General features: G+C 41.7%; 15 protein-coding genes. 14 read left to right on the forward strand and 1 reads right to left on the reverse strand.

The window, feature by feature from the left end:
* Positions 1-100 precede the first annotated feature (100 nt).
* The 13 genes from CGC65_RS02620 to tnpC all read left to right on the forward strand — a co-directional run bounded on the left by CGC65_RS02620 (position 101) and on the right by tnpC (position 16,447).
* Complete coding sequence (locus tag CGC65_RS02620; protein ID WP_002566141.1) at positions 101-295, forward strand: hypothetical protein; 195 nt, start codon at positions 101-103, stop codon at positions 293-295.
* Complete coding sequence (locus tag CGC65_RS02625) at positions 295-1,455, forward strand: helicase RepA family protein (RefSeq protein ID WP_002566140.1); 1,161 nt, start codon at positions 295-297, stop codon at positions 1,453-1,455. The genes CGC65_RS02620 and CGC65_RS02625 overlap by 1 nt, the downstream gene beginning before the upstream one ends.
* Before the next feature lie 93 nt (positions 1,456-1,548).
* Entirely contained in the window at positions 1,549-1,803 is a 255-nt protein-coding gene (locus CGC65_RS02630) for a hypothetical protein (RefSeq protein WP_007036141.1), read from the forward strand.
* Between the two features lie 488 nt (positions 1,804-2,291).
* Positions 2,292-2,501, forward strand: coding sequence for a helix-turn-helix domain-containing protein (locus CGC65_RS02635; protein ID WP_002566139.1), 210 nt, complete (start codon positions 2,292-2,294; stop codon positions 2,499-2,501).
* Positions 2,502-2,565: 64 nt separating this feature from the next.
* Positions 2,566-5,802 carry a helicase-related protein gene (locus CGC65_RS02640; RefSeq protein WP_002566138.1) on the forward strand — a complete coding sequence of 1,079 codons (3,237 nt, stop codon included), beginning with the start codon at positions 2,566-2,568 and terminating at the stop codon, positions 5,800-5,802.
* Positions 5,803-5,823: 21 nt separating this feature from the next.
* A complete protein-coding gene (locus tag CGC65_RS02645) occupies positions 5,824-6,423 on the forward strand; it encodes a DUF4391 domain-containing protein (RefSeq protein WP_002566137.1) in 600 nt (199 codons plus the stop codon).
* Positions 6,424-6,441: 18 nt separating this feature from the next.
* The gene (locus CGC65_RS02650; RefSeq protein WP_002566136.1) at positions 6,442-7,317 is read left to right on the forward strand and encodes a toll/interleukin-1 receptor domain-containing protein; all 876 of its coding nucleotides are present in this window, start codon (positions 6,442-6,444) and stop codon (positions 7,315-7,317) included.
* Positions 7,310-9,337 carry a site-specific DNA-methyltransferase gene (locus tag CGC65_RS02655; RefSeq protein ID WP_002566135.1) on the forward strand — a complete coding sequence of 676 codons (2,028 nt, stop codon included), beginning with the start codon at positions 7,310-7,312 and terminating at the stop codon, positions 9,335-9,337. Before CGC65_RS02650 ends, CGC65_RS02655 begins: the two co-directional genes overlap by 8 nt.
* A complete protein-coding gene (locus CGC65_RS02660; protein ID WP_002566134.1) occupies positions 9,338-10,636 on the forward strand; it encodes an AbiJ-related protein in 1,299 nt (432 codons plus the stop codon).
* Positions 10,633-13,779: a type III restriction-modification system endonuclease gene (locus CGC65_RS02665; protein ID WP_002566133.1), complete on the forward strand. Its 3,147-nt coding sequence runs from the start codon at positions 10,633-10,635 to the stop codon at positions 13,777-13,779. Before CGC65_RS02660 ends, CGC65_RS02665 begins: the two co-directional genes overlap by 4 nt.
* A gap of 248 nt (positions 13,780-14,027) precedes the next feature.
* Positions 14,028-14,381 carry an IS66 family insertion sequence element accessory protein TnpA gene (gene tnpA / locus CGC65_RS02670; protein WP_002566132.1) on the forward strand — a complete coding sequence of 118 codons (354 nt, stop codon included), beginning with the start codon at positions 14,028-14,030 and terminating at the stop codon, positions 14,379-14,381.
* Positions 14,371-14,730 (forward strand): IS66 family insertion sequence element accessory protein TnpB, encoded by a 360-nt coding sequence (gene tnpB / locus CGC65_RS02675; RefSeq protein WP_002566131.1) that lies wholly within the window; start codon positions 14,371-14,373, stop codon positions 14,728-14,730. The genes tnpA and tnpB overlap by 11 nt, the downstream gene beginning before the upstream one ends.
* A 67-nt stretch (positions 14,731-14,797) precedes the next feature.
* Positions 14,798-16,447 carry an IS66 family transposase gene (gene tnpC, locus CGC65_RS02680; RefSeq protein ID WP_002566130.1) on the forward strand — a complete coding sequence of 550 codons (1,650 nt, stop codon included), beginning with the start codon at positions 14,798-14,800 and terminating at the stop codon, positions 16,445-16,447.
* A 96-nt stretch (positions 16,448-16,543) separates the two neighbouring features.
* Here the strand turns inward: tnpC and CGC65_RS02685 are convergent, their stop codons facing one another.
* Positions 16,544-16,924, reverse strand: coding sequence for a TnpV protein (locus CGC65_RS02685; RefSeq protein WP_002566129.1), 381 nt, complete (start codon positions 16,922-16,924; stop codon positions 16,544-16,546).
* 747 nt (positions 16,925-17,671) lie between these two features.
* Between CGC65_RS02685 and CGC65_RS02690 the strand changes: the two genes are divergently transcribed.
* The gene (locus CGC65_RS02690) at positions 17,672-19,033 is read left to right on the forward strand and encodes an alanine/glycine:cation symporter family protein (protein ID WP_002566128.1); all 1,362 of its coding nucleotides are present in this window, start codon (positions 17,672-17,674) and stop codon (positions 19,031-19,033) included.
* The last annotated feature ends 98 nt before the right edge of the window (positions 19,034-19,131 follow it).

The following is a 19,131-nucleotide window of genomic DNA, read 5'->3' on the forward strand; positions in this document are numbered from 1 at the left end:
TCGTATAATGTAAATGTATTAAAAGTGCGTATTTAGATAATTCAGAAGAAATGAGCGAACAAAAAATGCGCAAATCATCTTTTGAACACAGGAGGTAACCATGAGAGCACAGTTTATCACAGCAGAAGAAGTTAAGCAGGTATTGGATGTCAGCCGCAGCAAATCTTATCAAATCATCAGAGATTTGAATAAGGAGCTGAAAAGTATGGGCTATCATACCATTGCAGGCAAATGCCCAATCCAGTTCTTTAAGCAGAAATTTTACGGTCTGGAAATTGGAGGTGACAACGCTTGATGCAGGAAAATGAAAAAACGACCGTCCCGATTCCATCTGTTGGCGCAGATGGGGAACAGTCGCTTTCCTATGTAACAAATGAAATTATAACAACTGGCAACGAAGAAATCAATCCCATAGATGAAAGTATGGAGGAGATGCTTCGTCAGATGCAGAGAATGTCTGACCCGTCCTATCTGGCTACCATGACTATGAGCCAGTTGTATGACACTGTATACGAAAGCAGACTGCCTGTTATCGACGGTCTGCTTTACCCAGGCACATATCTGTTTGTAGGTGATCCAAAAGTTGGTAAGTCATTCTTGATGGCGCAGATTGCGTATCATGTCAGCACAGGACTTCCGCTCTGGAATTATTCTGTTCATGCAGGCACTGTACTGTACCTTGCGTTGGAGGATGACTACAGACGCTTGCAGGAGCGTTTGTATCGTATGTTTGGAGTGGATGGTACAGATACTTTGCATTTTGCAACCTGTGCCAAACAGCTCGGTGCAGGGCTGTATGAACAGCTGGCTCGCTTTGTATCAGAGCACAGAGACACCCGACTGATTATCATTGATACTTTGCAAAAAATCAGAGAAGCCAGCGGAGACAGATACAGCTATGCAAGCGATTATGAAATTATTGGTCAGCTAAAACACTTTGCCGACCAGACTGGCATTGCGCTGTTGTTGGTACATCATACCCGAAAACAGCAGGCAGATGATAAGTTTGATATGATTTCCGGCACCAATGGATTGCTCGGCGCTGCCGACGGAGCTTTTGTTCTGCAAAAGGAAAAACGCACCGGAAATACTGCGGTACTGGAAGTGTCCGGCAGAGACCAGCCAGAGCAAAGACTGATTCTGAAAAAGGATATGGAACATCTTGTTTGGGAGTTGGAAAAAGCCGAAACAGAGTTGTGGCAGATTCCGCCAGATCCGATTCTGGAAAAGGTTGCAGCTTTGCTGGCGGAAGATATTTTAGAGTGGAGTGGAACACCGACAGAGCTTGCAGAAGCGTTGAAGTTAGAGCTGAAGCCTAATCTTTTGACAAAACACCTGAATGTCAATGCGAGCAGATTGTTCCATGAGTGCCATACCCAATATGAAAATATTCGCACTCACGCAGGAAGAAGGATCATCTTAAAGCGAGTTTCAGAGCAGCGTGACGATGCGTGACGGTTGTGACGATGATTTTGACAGTGGTGGCGGTATGTAAAACACCGTCACCATCGTCACCACCGACACGGACAGGAAAGGAATGGATTGAAAATGAAAAATGTGCAAATCCCTTATGATTTATTTGTTGCCTTGCTTCAATATCATCTGATGATGGATGGCGATTATGAAGATGAAATCAAACAAGGCTTGGAGCAAAAACTGGAAGCTATGGTAAGACATGAATGGTACGCAAAGTACAAGACTGCTCCTACACCGGAAGAACGAGAAGCAGCCCGTCAGCGTTACCTGGATGAACGTGGAGTTCCACAGAGCTTCCGATGGACAACTTCTCCTTGGGAGAGATGACAGGAGCGTGCCACGCTCCTGTTAGCGGCAGATAAGAGAGTGATGATTGCATCGATTTCACTGAAGGTGGGTATGCCATATTTAACATTATTGCGATTATCACTTTTTTGCTGTAAAGATAAAAAAGAAAAAATTTGTTTTTACAAAACGATTGGAAAATCGTGTAGCCGGTATCGCAGATACCGTTCAAAGGGGATTGGGGATGCTTCCCCAACAAGCAATTTGCGAAGATTGACCCAGAGGGAAAATCGAGAAAATGAGTGAACCTGTGCAGGTTCACACTGCTTGCCAATTTGTGAGCGTAAGCGAATATGCCCGTTATTCCCCAAATTAGGCTTATTATACAGGCTTTCGATATTTTATTTATTTAAAAGAAACTAAAATTAAGTGAACGCTCACTTTTTCGTTGAATTTATTTGCGATAATGCTATAATTAACATAATGGGACTTTTTAGATAAAAGTTTTCTGTGAAAGGATTGGTAACTCTATGGATGTTAGTTATAAAAGACTTTGGAAACTGTTGATTGATAGAGATATGAAGAAAAAAGATTTGGCTGAGAAAGCGAATCTCAGTAATTATACAATCAACAAAATGAATAAAGGCGAAAATGTAAATACGGACACATTGGTAAAAATCTGCGGGGCATTGAATTGCAGGATCGAGGATATTATGGAAGTCGTTCCAGATGAAAAATGATGCTGTGATGCTTATGGAACAGCAACTATAGTATTATTGTATTGTAAAATTCAGGAGATTGGGTATGGAACTAATTAACAACACAACTAAAACATTACGAGATGATTTAGCTGTTGAGATAAAACAAGGCAGTAGGCTTTCTGTTGCAGCAGCCTGCTTCTCTATCTATGCTTTCCAAGAATTGAAAAAGGAACTTCAAGGCATTGACGAATTAAGATTCATTTTTACATCACCGACTTTTACAACCGAGAAGGCAAAAAAAGAAAAGAGAGAATTTTATATTCCAAGATTAGGTCGAGAACGCAGTTTGTATGGAACAGAATTTGAAGTAAAGCTTAGAAATGAGCTTACGCAAAAGGCGATTGCGAAAGAATGTGCCGAATGGATTCGGAAAAAGGTTACTTTTAAATCTAATGTAACCAATGAAAATATGATGGGCTTCATCAATTTGGATGATAAAAACTATATGCCGATCAACGGTTTTACTACGGTTGACCTGGGATGTGAGCGTGGTAACAACGCATACAACATGGTTCAAAAGACAGAAGTACCATTCTCAACTGCATATATAGACTTGTTCGATAACCTTTGGAATGACACCTCAAAATTGCAGGAGGTTACTGATGAAGTCATTGAGAATATTACAGCTGCTTATAATGAAAATTCTCCTGACTTCATTTATTTCGTGACACTTTATAATATCTTCAGCGAGTTTTTGGAAGATGTCTCTGAGGATCATTTACCAAATGAGGCTACCGGATTTAAAGAAAGCAAGATATGGTCTATGCTGTATAATTTCCAGAAAGATGCTGTTCTTGCTATTATCAGCAAACTGGAAAAGTTCAATGGCTGTATTCTTGCTGATAGCGTAGGTCTTGGTAAAACCTTTACCGCTTTGGCTGTTATTAAATATTACGAGAATAGAAATAAATCTGTGCTCGTCCTCTGTCCGAAGAAGTTGACAAACAACTGGAATACCTATAAAGACAACTATGTGAATAACCCGATTGCATCAGATCGCTTACGTTACGATGTACTCTATCATACAGACTTGAACCGTACTCACGGCAAATCCAATGGTCTGGATTTAGATAGATTAAACTGGAGCAATTATGACCTGGTTGTAATTGACGAATCTCATAACTTCCGAAATGGCGGCAAACTGTCAGGCGAAGATAATGAAAAAGAAAATCGTTACCTGAAGCTGTTAAATAAGGTTATCCGTAAAGGCGTGAAAACAAAGGTTTTGATGTTATCTGCAACTCCGGTCAATAATCGCTTTAATGACCTGAAAAATCAGCTTGCTCTTGCCTACGAGGGTAATACTGATCTGATTGATGATAAACTGAATACAACAAAAAGTATTGATGAGATTTTCAAAAATGCCCAGAGAGCATTTAACACCTGGAGTAAATGGGACCCGGCAGACAGAACAACAGAAAATCTTCTTCGTATGCTGGATTTTGATTTCTTTGAAGTTTTGGATTCTGTAACCATTGCACGTTCCAGAAAACATATTCAGAAATATTATGATACTTCTGATATTGGCACTTTCCCTACCAGATTGAAGCCGATATCCCTTAGACCTCCTCTTACCAGTTTGAAGAAGGCTATCAACTACAATGAAATCTATGAGCAGTTGACGCAACTGTCATTGTCTATTTATACGCCTACGCATTTTATTCTTCCGAGTAAAATGGAGAAGTATGCGGAAATGTACGAAGATAATAAAGTAAATATCGGTTTTACTCAGGCAAACCGTGAGCAGGGTATCCGTCGCTTAACGGCAATCAACCTGATGAAGCGAATGGAAAGCTCTGTTCATTCCTTTAACCTTACGCTGAAGCGAATCTACAGTTTGATAGATTCAACTATCCATAGTATTGATACTTATGATAAGACTTCCTCTGTGAGACTTGAACTGACTGATATTTCTGATATTGACGAGTTTGATAGTGAAGATCAGAACGGTGACGAGCTGTTTACCTTTGGTAAGAAGGTCAAAATTGATATTGGAGATATGGATTATAAATCCTGGAGAGACAGCCTTGCAAAAGATCGGGATACCCTTGAACTTCTGACACTGATGGTTGGAGATATTACGCCTGAGTATGACTCCAAACTTCAGGAGCTGTTTCAAGTTATCAAAAACAAGCTGGAGCACCCTATCAACGAGGGTAACAAGAAAATTATTATCTTCACAGCTTTTGCAGATACAGCTCAGTATCTGTTTGACAATGTAAGTAAGTATGTGAAGGATAATTTCGGACAGAATACTGCAATGGTATCTGGTTCTGTAGAAGGGCGCACCACTGTTCCAAGACTGAAGAGTGATCTGAATACCGTTTTGACCTGCTTTTCTCCAATATCTAAGGACAAGCATTTACTTATGCCGAACGATAGTACAGAAATTGACTTTCTGATTGCTACGGACTGTATCTCGGAAGGTCAGAACTTGCAGGACTGCGATTATCTGATTAACTATGACATTCACTGGAATCCGGTTCGTATTATCCAGCGATTTGGTCGTATCGACCGTATTGGCAGTAAGAATGCCTTTATTCAGCTTGTGAATTTCTGGCCAGATGTAACTCTTGATGAGTATATCGACCTGAAGGCAAAAGTCGAGACACGTATGAAGATCGTTGATATGACAGCAACGGGTGATGACAATCTTTTGAGCGATGAAGAAAAAACAGATTTAGAATACCGCAAAGCCCAGCTGAAACGATTGCAGGAAGAAGTAGTGGATATTGAAGATATGTCTACCGGTATTTCCATTATGGATTTGGGCTTAAATGAATTTCGCATGGATTTGCTGGAATATATCAAGAATCACCCGGATATTGATAAAGCTCCCTTTGGACTTCACTCTGTAGCTGCTGCTTCAGAAGAAACACCGGCAGGCGTTATCTATGTTCTGAAGAATCGCTCCAATAGTGTGAATATTGATAATCAGAACCGTTTGCACCCGTTTTATATGGTTTATATCAGCAATGAGGGCGAAGTGATTTGTGATCATCTTTCTCCAAAGCAGATGCTGGACAAGATGCGTTTCCTTTGTAAAGGAAAAACGGAACCTATTCCGGAGCTGTATCGCCAGTTTAATAAGGAAACTCGTGATGGAAAAAATATGGTTGTGTTCTCCAAACTACTGGGCGATGCCATTGCATCTATTATCGAGGTCAAAGAAGAAAGTGATATTGACAGCTTTTTAGGCGGAGGTCAAATGAGTTTTCTTACAAATGAAATTAAAGGATTGGATGACTTTGAACTGATATGTTTCCTGGTTGTGCGATAACGCAGAAAGTGAGGTGGGACCATGCTTGGATTGCCAAAGGCTACCGAATTAAGCATGCAGCTTCCCAAGAATGCAATCTATGCAAAGTTCCAGATGAACACAGCAGAGAAAGCAAAGATAGACGCTGATATTTCAAGAATTACTATAGTCAATGAAGTATCCGCAGACAAGGTACATATTGCTGCGGGTGAACAGGTGAAGTCATTTTTCGTTCTTCTGGTGGCGCTGAAAAAGAAAGATTTTGATGATAGAACGATTATCACCATTTCAAAACTGATTCCTCAGAATATGTTACTGGTGCTGGAATGTGGCGATGAAGCAAAACTTGCCACCTACCATACTAAGCTGATGCAGACAGGATGGAAACGAAAAGAAGAACTGTCTGTTGAATTAAAGGGATTAAACATGGATGCCGTTTGGGAGAACATCATTGTTCAGATTGGCGGCATTACTGTGGAACAGGGTAACACACTGGATGAACAGATTGCGGTTGATGAGTACCGACATAAAATCGAAAAAGAGATTGCTAAGCTGGAAAAGCAAGCTCGTGCCGAAAAGCAGCCAAAGAAGAAGTTTGAGCTTGCGCAGCAGATAAAAAAGCTCAATGATGAATTGAGATAGAAGAAGGGAGTTTTTGATATGTCAAGTGAGCAATATCAACGGACGGTAAATAGCCTTGATAAGGAAATTGCTGATCTTGAAAAGAAAAAGGCAGCAAAGGACAGAGAAGTAGCTAATCTCCAAGGCAAAATTAACACCTTGAAGAAAAGCATAAACAGCCATACTTCTGCATCTACACTTAACAGTAAAATGCGGCAGATTGCTATTCACGAATCTGATCAAGCAAAAAAAAGTCAGGATAGTGCTGATCTCGGAAAGAAGATTGCCGAAAAACGAAAGAAGCGTGCTGAAGCTTATTTGAGACTCCAAAAGGAGCAGCAAAACGAGCAAAAGAAACAGGATAAAGTCAACCAACAGATTCAGGCATCCTATGAAGCTCGGATAAAAGAACTTCAGCAGCAACTTTTGCAGCCGGTAGTTACAACAACTACTACCCCAATAGCAGCTGATGAAGAATATGATGTGTTTGTGTCCCACGCATACGAGGATAAAGAATCATTTGTTGACGAGTTTGTAGAAGCGTTGCGAAATCAAGAACTTAAAGTATGGTATGACATGGACAAGCTCAAATGGGGCGACTCGATGCGTGAGAAAATTGACAGAGGACTGGCAAAATCAAGATATGGTGTCGTCATTCTCTCACCTAACTACATTGCCGAACATAAATACTGGACAAAAGCGGAGCTGAATGGACTTTTTCAAGTCGAAACTGTCAATGGAAAAACCATTCTTCCAATATGGCACAACCTGACGAAAAAGCAGGTTGTTGAGTACAGCCCTATCATAGCAGACCGCAAGGCTATGACTACGGCTTTAATGACTCCCGAAGAAATAGCCGCAGAATTGAAGGAATTATTTACAGCTGAAGATACGGAGGACGAAAACAATGGATAAATTGAAGATGCACACGCCCAACAAGGCGGATGAGAATTTCAAGAAGCTGGCGGTGTTGTTTCCCAATGCTGTGACAGAGACGATAGACGAAAACGGCGAAGTGGTTCGTGCCATTGATAAGGATGTGCTGATGCAGGAAATCTCCTGCACGGTGGTGGATGGCAATGAGGAACGCTATCAGTTCACTTGGCCGGACAAGAAGAAAACCGTTTTGCTTGCCAATGCACCACTCAACAAGACACTCCGCCCTTGCCGTGAGGAAAGTGTGGACTTTGACAACACTGAAAACCTCTATATTGAGGGCGATAATCTGGAAGTGCTGAAACTTTTGCAGGAAACTTATCTTGGCAAAATAAAGATGATTTATATCGATCCTCCGTATAATACCGGACATGACTTTGTATATGAAGACGATTTTTCTCAAAGTTCCAACGAGTATCTTTCTAATAGTGGGCAGTTTGATGATGCAGGAAATCGTCTTGTTGCTAATACAGAAAGCAACGGTAGGTTTCATACCGATTGGCTGAACATGATGTACCCACGCTTGAGACTTGCGAAGGATTTGCTGACGGAGGATGGTGTTATTTTCATCAGTATTGATGATAATGAACAATGCAATTTAGTTAAACTTTGTGACGAAGTGTTCGGTGCTGAAAATTGCATTGGACCAATCATTCAGAATAAACAGAATGCAAAGAATGACACTGTGAATATTCAGAAAAACCATGAGTTTATTCTCGTGTACCGCAAAAGTAGTAATTCTATAAATGGAAGCATTGCAGCGACCTTAAGTCGCAAGGTAATTACTTATAGAAATGCGTATGAGGATGATGGAAGATTTTATTATCTGAATGATCCAATAACAACCAGAGGTGAAGGTGGAACCTTAAATGCACGTCCAAACTTAGGATATACAGTGTACTATAACCCTGAAACAAAGGATAAAATTGCAGTTGCTGACTACAATGTAACTTTAGCAAAAACCTCTAATGATGAGGGGGAAATTTATACAACTGACAACGAATTACTTTGTAAAGGTTATGTTGCTATTCGTCCTCCTCGTGTAAGAGGAAAACTTGGTTGTTGGACATGGGCATTAGAAAAATTTAATGCACAGAAAGATGAAATAATCATAACTGGCAAGCCGGGTTCTTATGCAGTTAGAAAACGCACCTTTGTAAAAAAAGAAGATATTGTGACGGTAGATGGAAAAATGCAGTATACCGCCTCTTCTATGACAAATTCAAGGAGTATTTTGGACTTTTCAACAAATGATGGTACAAATACACTAAATACAGTCTTAGGGAAAAATGCAGTCTTTAGTAACCCCAAAAATCTTGAGATGATAAAGTATTTGATTCAACTTGTAGCAGATAAATCGTTTATCGTTTTAGATTTCTTTTCTGGTTCTGCAACGACTGCACACGCTGTAATGCAGGCTAATGCGGAAGATGGTGGAAAACGCCGCTTTATTATGGTGCAGATTTCAGAAGAAACAGAAGATAAATCTGATGCATATAAGGCGGGGTATAAAACGATTTGCGAAATCGGCAAAGAACGCATTCGCCGTGCAGCAAAGAAAATTGCAGAGGAAAATCCCGATGCAAAGTTTGACAGTGGTTTCCGTGTCCTCAAGTGCGATACCTCCAACATGAAGGATGTCTACTACAGCCCCGCTGATTTCGATATGAACCTGCTGGATATGATGGCAGACAACATCAAGGAGGACAGAACCCCGGAGGCTCTGCTGTTCCAGGTGATGCTGGATTTGGGTGTTGAACTTTCCAGCAAGATTGAAGAAACTACCATTGCCGGCAAGAAGGTCTTTGATGTAGCGGACGGTTTCTTGATTGCCTGCTTTGATAAGGATGTCAATGAGGAAACCATCAAGGCAATCGCACAGAAGCAGCCTTACTATTTCGTAATGCGTGACAGCTCCCTGGCAAGCGACAGTGTTGCTACCAATTTTGAGCAGATTTTTGCAACCTACAGTCCTGACACAGTAAGGAAGGTGCTGTAATTGAAGCAAATTACCGAAATAACACGGAGAGATATATTCTCATTATTCATATATGGCATGGATATAGAGGAATTCTTTGATAACAAACGAATCCAATATGGATATTGTGGCAGACTGAGCGAGCTTGACTTTCTAAAACGAATTTATGATCTCAAATCTTTGCCAAGCTTTGATGACCGTTTTGATGATGCTGAAGGTGATATTTGGCAACATACAGTAAACAACAATGACTATGAAGAAGGTTGGATATTTGAGGATGACCGTTTTGAGTTGTTAAACGGTGATGACGAGGTATTGTTGAAATTTCTATGTGCCGTATTTCACCCTGCTGTAAGAACAGAGTCCGGATATTGGAAAGAATTTTTGGGTGAGGTAAATGGTCTTCTTCAGAATGATGGTTACGAACTATATCCCGAAAGCAAAATTTCGGGACGTGATGTATATGGATGGCGTAAGCATGATCTGGAGGAGAGCTCTTTATTTGTCCCTTTTTCTCAGAGAAATGAGCAAGACATTAAAGAAAAAAAACTCAAACTTTCCCTGAATATGAAAACTCGAAACCAGATATATAAGCTCATCGAAAAACACTCTACTGTTTATCGCGAAACTGATGAAACCGGATGGGGGTATGATATTAAAACGAGTGAATGTGTCTTTCGTGATATGTCACAGTTTTATAAACCGAAATGCTTTGACGTAAAGAATAATTACATAGAGACATCAAGTATGGAAGAATTTATTCTGCACAATTATCCATTCTATGTTTTTGATGCTATTGAGCTGTATGAGAAGTATAATGCCGACAGTGATTATACTGCCCAGATGAATATGATTTTTAAGTTAAACTCTGTACCGTACAAACTGGAACAAGGACGAATTGTCAGTACTCTTGAAATTGCTATTGACCCTAAAATTTTAGCCAAGATTCCAGAAAAAGGGTTGAAGGAATTATTAAGCGAGGCTGACGCATATTACCGTTCTGAAAATAAACAAATAGCTGTTGAGAAAATTTGGGATGCATTTGAACGGCTAAAAACTTACTATTCTCCTACACTTAATAAAGCACAATCAGCAGATAAAATTATTGATAATATGAGCAATTCTGAACCGAACTACAAAGAATTATATGAAGCCGAATTCAAGGCGTTAACAAGCATTGGAAATAGCTTCAGAATACGTCATCATGAAACAACAAAGGTTGATATAACAGACAATCGACAATATGACTATTTTTATAAACGTTGTCTTGCGTTGGTTTCTGTCGCTATCCTATATTTGGAGGGAGGAATAAACGCATGAAATTTAACTTTAAGATACAGCAATACCAAACCGATGCCGTCGATGCGGTTGTAAAGATATTCCAAGGGCAGGGATATCACGATAAAATCAGCTATATCCGAGATGTTGGCAAACAGCAGGAAAATCAGCAGATGCGGTTGAATGTGGATATGGATCAGCAATATTCTCTCGATATGGGAGAATCTCATCAGCTGAATATCTACGATATGGATGATGATACTGGGTACAAAAATGAAGTGATAGAGCTGTCTGATGAACAGCTGTTAATCAACATTCAAAAGCTTCAAAGCCAGAACAATATCAAGCAATCCAAATCACTTGTAAAGGATTTGGGCAGATGCAGCCTTGATATCGAAATGGAGACCGGAACCGGTAAGACCTATGTGTATATCAAGACTATGTTCGAGCTGAACAAGAAGTACGGCTGGAGTAAGTTCATTGTGGTGGTGCCTTCGATTGCCATTCGTGAGGGTGTCAAAAAGACTTTTGAAATTACTGCGGACCATTTTATGGAGCATTACGGAAAGAAAGCCCGTTTCTTCGTCTACAACAGCTCTAATTTGAATCAGCTGGATAACTTTTCTTCCAATGCCGGCATCAATGTAATGATTATCAATACGCAGGCGTTTGCGTCTTCCCTGAAAGAAGATGGAAGAAGCAAAGAAGCCCGTATCATTTACTCTAAGCGTGATGAATTTGGCTCTCGCCGTCCGATTGATGTTATCAAGGCGAACAGACCAATCATTATTCTGGATGAGCCGCAGAAAATGGGTGGAGCTGTTACCCAGAAGGCTCTGAAGAACTTTAACCCTCTGTTTACCCTGAACTATTCTGCGACCCACGCTGTGAAGCATAACACCGTTTATGTATTGGATGCTCTGGATGCTTTCAACAAGCGTTTGGTTAAGAAAATTGAAGTTAAGGGATTTGAAGTGAAAAACTTCCGTGGAACAGACATCTATCTATTCCTGGAGCAGATTGTTCTTTCTTCTAAGAAACCGCCAATGGCTCGTATTGAGCTGGAAATCGGTTATAACAAGTCCATTAACCGTGAGACCCGTATGCTTGGTGTTGGCGATGACCTTTACTATGTATCTCAGGAAATGGAGCAGTACAAGGGATATACAATCTCAGATATTGACCCGTTCCGTGGAACTGTTACCTTTACCAATGGAGAAACAATCCAAACCGGTGAGGTTTCCGGTGATGTGTCCGAGTCAGATATGCGTAGAATTCAGATTCGTGAGACTATTCTTTCTCATTTTGAGAAGGAAGAAAAGCTGTTCAACATGGGAATTAAGTCACTTTCTCTATTCTTTATTGATGAGGTTGCCAAGTATCGTCAATATGATGCTGATGGTAATGAAGTGCTTGGAGAATATGGACAGATGTTTGAGCAGGAATATCTGAATGTGATGAACGAGTACATTACGGTATTTGATACACCTTATCAGAAATATCTGAAATCCACTTGCAGTGATGTTTCTGCCGTACACAAAGGTTATTTCAGTATTGATAAAAAGACCGGTCACAGCATTGACAGTCAGCTGAAGTGTGGCAGTGAATTTTCGGATGATATCTCTGCCTATGACCTGATTTTGAAAAATAAAGAGCGTTTGCTTTCTTTTGAAGAACCGACTCGCTTTATCTTCTCGCACTCCGCACTGCGTGAAGGTTGGGATAACCCGAATGTTTTCCAGATTTGTACGCTGAAACATTCTGACAGCCAAACAGCGAAGCGTCAGGAAGTTGGTCGTGGTCTGCGTCTTTGTGTAAACCAGCATGGTAACCGTATGGATGCAGAAAGCTGCGGTGACAGTGTTCATGACATCAATATGTTGACGGTTATTGCCAGTGAAAGCTATAAAGGCTTTGTTGCCGATCTCCAGAGTGATATTAAAACAGTCCTCTATGATAGACCTACTACGGCAAGCAGTGAATACTTTAATGGTAAATATGTTAAGGTGGATGGAACACCGACGCTTATTGACAAAAACGCAGCAGATGCCATTGAGTTCTATCTGATCAGCAATAGTTATGTGGATATGAAGCGTAAGGTTACAGACAAGTATCGTACCGATATGAAGATGGGAACTGTTGCTCCGCTGCCGGAAGAAATCCAGCCAATGGCAGAAGGTATTCATACCTTGATTCAATCCATTTATGATGACAGTGTTCTCAAGGATATGTTTACCGATGGTCACGAGACAAAGGTGAAAGATAATCCGCTGAATGATAACTTTGCAAGAGCTGAGTTCCAGGCACTGTGGAAGCAGATCAATCATAAGTATGCTTATACCGTTGAGTTTGACAGCAATGAGCTGATTCGTAAGTCTATTGACCATATCAATGAAAAATTATTTGTTGCAGAACTGCAATATACCACAACGGTTGGCAGACAGAAAGCAAAAATGGATGAATATGAGGTTGGTCGTGGTGATTCTTTTGTAAGAGAAAGCTCTGGAACTTATACGTTAAAACATACTCAGACGAGTCAGATTAAATACGATCTCATAGGAAAAGTTTCTGAAGGCACAGTATTAACACGTAAAACGGTAGCTGCTATTTTGAAAGGCTTACGAGTAGATAAACTCTATATGTTTAAGAATAATCCGGAAGAGTTTATCTCCAAGGTGATTAAGCTTATTAAAGAGCAGAAAGCCACAATGATTGTTGAGCATATTTCTTATGACCAGATTGATGGAGAGTATGACAGCACAATCTTTACGGCAGAAAAGAGTGCCCAGACCTTTGATAAGGCATTTCGAGCAAACAAGGCAATTCAGGATTATGTGTTTACAGATGGTTCTGCTGAAAAGAGTATAGAGCGTCGTTTTGTAGAGGACTTGGATGCCGCACAAGAGGTTTGTGTTTATGCGAAACTTCCGAAAGGATTTCATATTCCAACTCCGGTAGGCAATTATTCTCCAGACTGGGCGATTGCATTCTATGAGGGGACTGTAAAGCACATTTTCTTTGTTGCCGAAACAAAGGGTACTATGGATAGCTTGAATCTCAGACCGATTGAACAGGCGAAAATTTCTTGCGCTAAAAAGTTGTTCAACGAAATGTCTACAAGCAATGTGAAATATCATGACGTAGACAGCTATCAGAATCTACTGAATGTGATGAAGTCTTTGTAGATTTATTTGTAGATACCATTTATAGCTGTTTGCGAAAAAAAAGTTATCATTTGCTTGAGGAAGAATAGAAAGTATATTAGATTAGGCGGCCAATAGTGTAATTGGTCGCCTAATTTTATCAGTAAATGCTCCATAATCCGTGGGCTGACTTGCGACTGATTTTATGTGATGATAATCTCATCAAATCTACTTAGAAAACTCCATAAACTTTGACTGGAGTTTTCTAAGTTTCAAAGGAGATTTCAAGTATGAATGAAGTAATGCAGGTTCGTGCGGCCAGTTGGACCGCAATGATCAAACAACGCAGCGATAGCGGTCTGACCATCAAAGAATGGTGTGCCGCCAACGGAATCCAGGAGTCAGTCTATTATTACCGGCTAAACCGGTTGAGAAAAATGGCATTGAATGCTTGTGAAACACCGGATCCTACAAAGGATCATGATCCTTCTGGCACATTTGCGCAGATATCAGTTGCTTCTACTGTACAGACTTCAAATGCAGCAATCCGCATTCGCCGTGGTGATACTGTTATGGAAGTGAGCAGAGATGCACCGGACCGCATCCTCTCTTTTTTGAAAGAGGTGATGTTCCGTGCTCTCTGAGAACACCGGTTTTCAGGCCATCTATATCTACTGTGGAAAATGTGATCTTCGCAAAGGGATTGATGGTTTAGCAACGTTAGTAAAGGAACAGTTCCATCTGGATCCTTTTCAAAAGGATGTCCTGTTTCTTTTCTGTGGATGCCGCACCGACCGGTTCAAAGGCCTGGTCTGGGAAGGCGATGGGTTCTGCCTGCTTTATAAGCGGATCGAAGCCGGACGCCTCCGATGGCCGAGAAGTCAGGAAGAAGCTGCAGGGATCTCGCCTGAAGAACTTCACCTTCTGTTGGCCGGAATGACGATACTGGAACGTTCCTCTATTCAGGAATGTAACTGCACAGAAATCGGCTGACCGGCTATGCAGAACCGACTTTTTCTGCTATACTATCCCTCAGAAAACGGAAGGGAGGGATACTGCGATGGCATTTTTGCTTAAAGAAAAAGAACTTGCGAACCTTGACAAACAAACACTGATCAAAATGCTCGTGGCAGCCACCGAGTCCAACCAGAAACTCTTTGAGGCTACCGAACAGCTCCAGAAAAGCGTAAACCTTCTGACAGAAGAAGTTGTAAACCTTCGCCAGCACCGGTTTGGCCGTTCCTCAGAAAAAGGACTGACCATCGGGGAAGACGGATGCAGCCAGCTCTGCTTCGCTTTCAATGAGGCAGAGATGACCATAGATCTGGATCCGGCATTCCCTGAACCGGAATTGGAGGATATCTTTCCGAAACCATACAAACGTGGAAAAAAGAAAACAGGAAAACGTCAGGAAGAGATCAAAGATGTTCCGGTGACTGTGGTTATCCATACCCTGTCGGAAGAAGAACTGCTTACCGCATTTCCGGATGGCCGGTACAAAAAGCTTCCGGACGAAGTATATAAACGTCTGGAATTCCATCCGGCAAGCTTCGAAGTGATTGAACATCACGTGGAGGTATATGTAAGTGCGGATGGCGGAAACTTTGCGCGCGCAGAGCGTCCAGCTGATCTGTTCCGGAACAGTCTGGCTACTGCGTCCCTAGTTGCTGGTATTTATAACCTGAAGTATGTAAATGCGCAACCGATCGAACGCCTTTCCAAAGAGTTTGAACGCAGCGATGTATTTCTTCCGACACAGACTCTGTGCCGCTGGGCGATTATGGGAGCGGAACGGTACCTGAGCCGTGTATACGCCCGAATGAAACAAAAACTTCCGGAGTATCATGTGATGCATGCGGATGAAACCGTGGTAGAGGTACGCAAGGATGGACGTCCTGCAGGAGCTGAGAGCCGGATGTGGGTGTACCATTCCGGTGAACTGGAGTCAAAACCGGTCATCCTTTACGAATTTCAGAAGACCCGGAAAAAGGAGCATGCCCGTGAATTCCTGAAAGACTTCAGCGGGATCTGTGTAACGGATGGTTATCAGGTATACCATTCCATTGCGGATGAACGAGAGGACCTGACAATCTCCGGATGCTGGTCGCACGCGCGCCGTGGGTTTGCCGATGTAGTAAAAGCCGCCGGAAAGAAGGATCTGAACATCCGGGAGTCAGTTGCCTATAAAAGCCTTCAGCTTATACAGACCATGAGCCGATGTGAAGAGAAGTTTGCCAAACTGGAACCCGCCGAACGTCTGGAAGCACGTATCCACCATATACTGCCACTGGCAGATGCCTTTTTTGCGTATCTTAAATCAAAAGAAGGCAGTGTTGTCCCAAAATCCGCCACTGGAAAAGCGATCAGCTATTGTCTGAACCAGGAAGCATTCCTGCGTGTCTTTCTGACGGATGGTTATGTACCGATGACAAATAATGCCGCAGAACGGAGTATCCGACCATTTACAGTCGGAAGAAACAACTGGTTCCAGATCGATACAGTCAGCGGAGCAAAAGCAAGTGCGATCGCCTACAGCATTGCCGAGACGGCGAAGGCAAATCAGTTGAAACCCTATGAATATTTCCGTTACCTTTTGGAAGAGCTTCCAAAACATGGAGAATTAGAAGAGCTGTCCTATGTCGAAGAGCTGCTCCCGTGGTCCGAGACATTGCCGAAATGCTGCTACCAAAAAAAGGAAACTGAAAGCTGATCAAGTTTATTTATATCTGCCGTCCATAAAGGGCGGCATTATTTTTAGTCAGGTACTGGCTATGGAGCATTTACTTTTATCACGCTATGAAGTTGTTTACTCAGCAAAAATCAGCTCTTTGAGGACGATTTCCTCTGCACGGTTGCGGATGTTGTTCATAGCTCTGACCCATGCAAGCTGATTCTGTTCTTTCAGTTGGTCATTGATACCTTCTTTCTCTGCCAGCTGAATTACAAGCAAGTCGAGCTTATTTAGAGCCTGTGTTTCAATGTCAGAAAGATAGCTATATAGCTTACCGCTAAGAACAAGATCATTATATAACATGGGACGATATTCTTTCAGGTACTGCCGGTGCTTTCTGCCCCAGATACCAATGGTGTGGATTTCTTCTTCTGGGATGACCAAACACGGCAGATAATAATCTCCATGCAGTTCATACCAAAGACCGTTGCTGTTGTCGTAGATGTATTTTTCCATATTGTGAACCTCCGTGTATAATTTATTTACAGTAGTACCGAGTGGCTTTGAGGTGAATCAGCCAGCGGAGGTTGCATTGTAGCCGGTGGCTACAAAATGGCTACAGAATTCGTAAAGACGCTACGGATAGCGTGAAATATGTGGAATGTGTGGACAAAAAGCGCACTTTTAGTGCATAAAATCATAAGAAATTAAGGTCTGGCGCTCGAGTGGGAATAGTAAGCCCCGCCGCCTCTCATAAGAAACCATATAATCACAAACATAAAAGCTGGGAATCCTAAAATGCAGGAAACCCAGCTTTTTCCATTCGTATTTATATGCCAATAATATTTTGTCAAGCTGAAAATGAGATAAATTTTAAAAAAGTATAAAATTAACTAAAATTCTCTAAAAACTAAATAAATAATTATTGAATTTATGGGTAAAGTATGATAAAATAAAAACAATCTATAAAAATTCCTTTTTCTGCCAGCGCAGGTATAGATTTTTTCTTTATGAATAATGTAGTACCATGCTGGAGGAATCAGGAAAACTCCAGGGAGATTCTGTGAGGGCGCGAATGCGCAGGACAGATATAAGCGTCCATAAAATCTTCCATGCTCACAGGCAAAAGGGAGGCATACTATCCCATCTTTGGTGGGTGTCCCTATTGTATGTTTACATCCCGCTCTTTGGAGCGCTGATTACATCAGCACAAATATGAATGCCGCTATATGCGGCCAATTAAATGTATAGGGGGAATTAGGAATGGACGTTATTACAAATCTCGTAGCAAAAGGTAACAGTTTTCTCTGGAGTTTTCTGTTGATTGTTCTTCTGTGCGGCACCGGAATTTATTACACGATCCGCCTGAGGTTCATCCAGGTGAGAAAGTTTGGTGAAGGCTGGAAACTGGTATTCGGGCACCTCAGCCTTAATGGTGAGAAGCACGAAAAAGGTGAGATGACACCGTTCCAGTCAATTGCAACCGCAATTGCAGCCCAGGTTGGTACCGGTAACCTGGCAGGTGCAGCCACTGCACTTTTAGGAGGCGGACCTGGAGCTATCTTCTGGATGTGGGTAAGTGCGTTCTTTGGTATGTCAACCATTTACGCAGAGGCAACTCTGGCCCAGAATTTTAAGACTGAGGTAAATGGTGAGGTTACCGGCGGTCCTGTTTATTACATAAAGGCAGCTTTTAAGGGCACTCTGGGCAAGGTTCTTGCAGGATTATTTGCAATCTTTATTGTGCTTGCGCTGGGATTCATGGGCAACATGGTTCAGGCCAACTCTATCGGCGCTGCATTTACAGAGGCTTTTGGGGCATTTAACATAACTATCTCTCCGGTTGTCATTGGTGTTATCGTAGCAGCCGTAGCAGCATTTGTTTTCCTGGGCGGAACACAGAGGCTGGCATCTGTTGTTGAGAAGGTTGTACCTATCATGGCAGGCGTGTATATTGTGGGAAGTCTGATTCTTATTATCATGAATATTGCTAATCTTCCTGCAGCTATTAAGATGATTTTTGTAGGCGCATTTGATCCTCAGGCAGTTTTAGGCGCAGGCGCAGGTATTGCAGTTAAAGAAGCCATCCGTTTCGGTGTTGCCAGAGGCCTTTTCTCCAACGAGGCTGGTATGGGTTCCACACCTCATGCACATGCAAGGGCTACCGCAGAGAATCCTCATAAGCAGGGACTTTGCGCTATGATCAGCGTATTTATTGATACGTTTGTAATCCTTAACCTGACTGTATTTTCCGTACTGACTACAGGCGCTCTTGAGTCTGGCAAGAATGGTACCGCTCTTACACAGGCAGCTTTCATGAGAGGATTTGGTACCTTCGGTATTGTATTCGTTGCAATATGCCTTTTGTTCTTCGCTTTTTCTACGATTCTGGGCTGGCATTTCTTCGGTCTTATCAATGCGAAGTATCTGTTTGGCGATGGCGCAGCAAAGATTTACTCCTTATTAGTAGTGGTTTGCATCATAATCGGTTCTGCTTTGAAGCTGGAGCTGGTATGGGATTTGGCGGACTTCTTTAATGGTCTGATGGTTATACCTAATGCCATGGCCCTGCTTGCCCTAAGCGGTCTGGTGGTAAAGATATGCAATAAGTACAGTGATAAATAGCATATGACGTATGAAAAATAAATAGTTTAGCAGCGGCAGCTTTTCCGGAATATCATCCGGGGGAGCTGCTGCTTTTTCTTTTCTTCCTTGTACCGAAT

The organism is Enterocloster bolteae (assembly GCF_002234575.2).
GTDB lineage: Bacteria > Bacillota > Clostridia > Lachnospirales > Lachnospiraceae > Enterocloster > Enterocloster bolteae.

Excerpts from the sequence above, each read along its gene's own strand:
- CGC65_RS02655 (WP_002566135.1), top strand. The coding sequence starts at position 7,310 with ATGGATAAATTGAAGATGCACACGCCCAACAAGGCGGATGAGAATTTC.
- CGC65_RS02650 (WP_002566136.1), top strand. The coding sequence starts at position 6,442 with ATGTCAAGTGAGCAATATCAACGGACGGTAAATAGCCTTGATAAGGAA.
- CGC65_RS02630 (WP_007036141.1), top strand. The coding sequence starts at position 1,549 with ATGAAAAATGTGCAAATCCCTTATGATTTATTTGTTGCCTTGCTTCAA.
- CGC65_RS02635 (WP_002566139.1), top strand. The coding sequence starts at position 2,292 with ATGGATGTTAGTTATAAAAGACTTTGGAAACTGTTGATTGATAGAGAT.
- CGC65_RS02640 (WP_002566138.1), top strand. The coding sequence starts at position 2,566 with ATGGAACTAATTAACAACACAACTAAAACATTACGAGATGATTTAGCT.
- CGC65_RS02625 (WP_002566140.1), top strand. The coding sequence starts at position 295 with ATGCAGGAAAATGAAAAAACGACCGTCCCGATTCCATCTGTTGGCGCA.
- tnpC (WP_002566130.1), top strand. The coding sequence starts at position 14,798 with ATGGCATTTTTGCTTAAAGAAAAAGAACTTGCGAACCTTGACAAACAA.
- CGC65_RS02690 (WP_002566128.1), top strand. The coding sequence starts at position 17,672 with ATGGACGTTATTACAAATCTCGTAGCAAAAGGTAACAGTTTTCTCTGG.
- CGC65_RS02685 (WP_002566129.1), bottom strand. The coding sequence starts at position 16,924 with ATGGAAAAATACATCTACGACAACAGCAACGGTCTTTGGTATGAACTG.
- tnpA (WP_002566132.1), top strand. The coding sequence starts at position 14,028 with ATGAATGAAGTAATGCAGGTTCGTGCGGCCAGTTGGACCGCAATGATC.
- CGC65_RS02665 (WP_002566133.1), top strand. The coding sequence starts at position 10,633 with ATGAAATTTAACTTTAAGATACAGCAATACCAAACCGATGCCGTCGAT.
- CGC65_RS02645 (WP_002566137.1), top strand. The coding sequence starts at position 5,824 with ATGCTTGGATTGCCAAAGGCTACCGAATTAAGCATGCAGCTTCCCAAG.
- CGC65_RS02620 (WP_002566141.1), top strand. The coding sequence starts at position 101 with ATGAGAGCACAGTTTATCACAGCAGAAGAAGTTAAGCAGGTATTGGAT.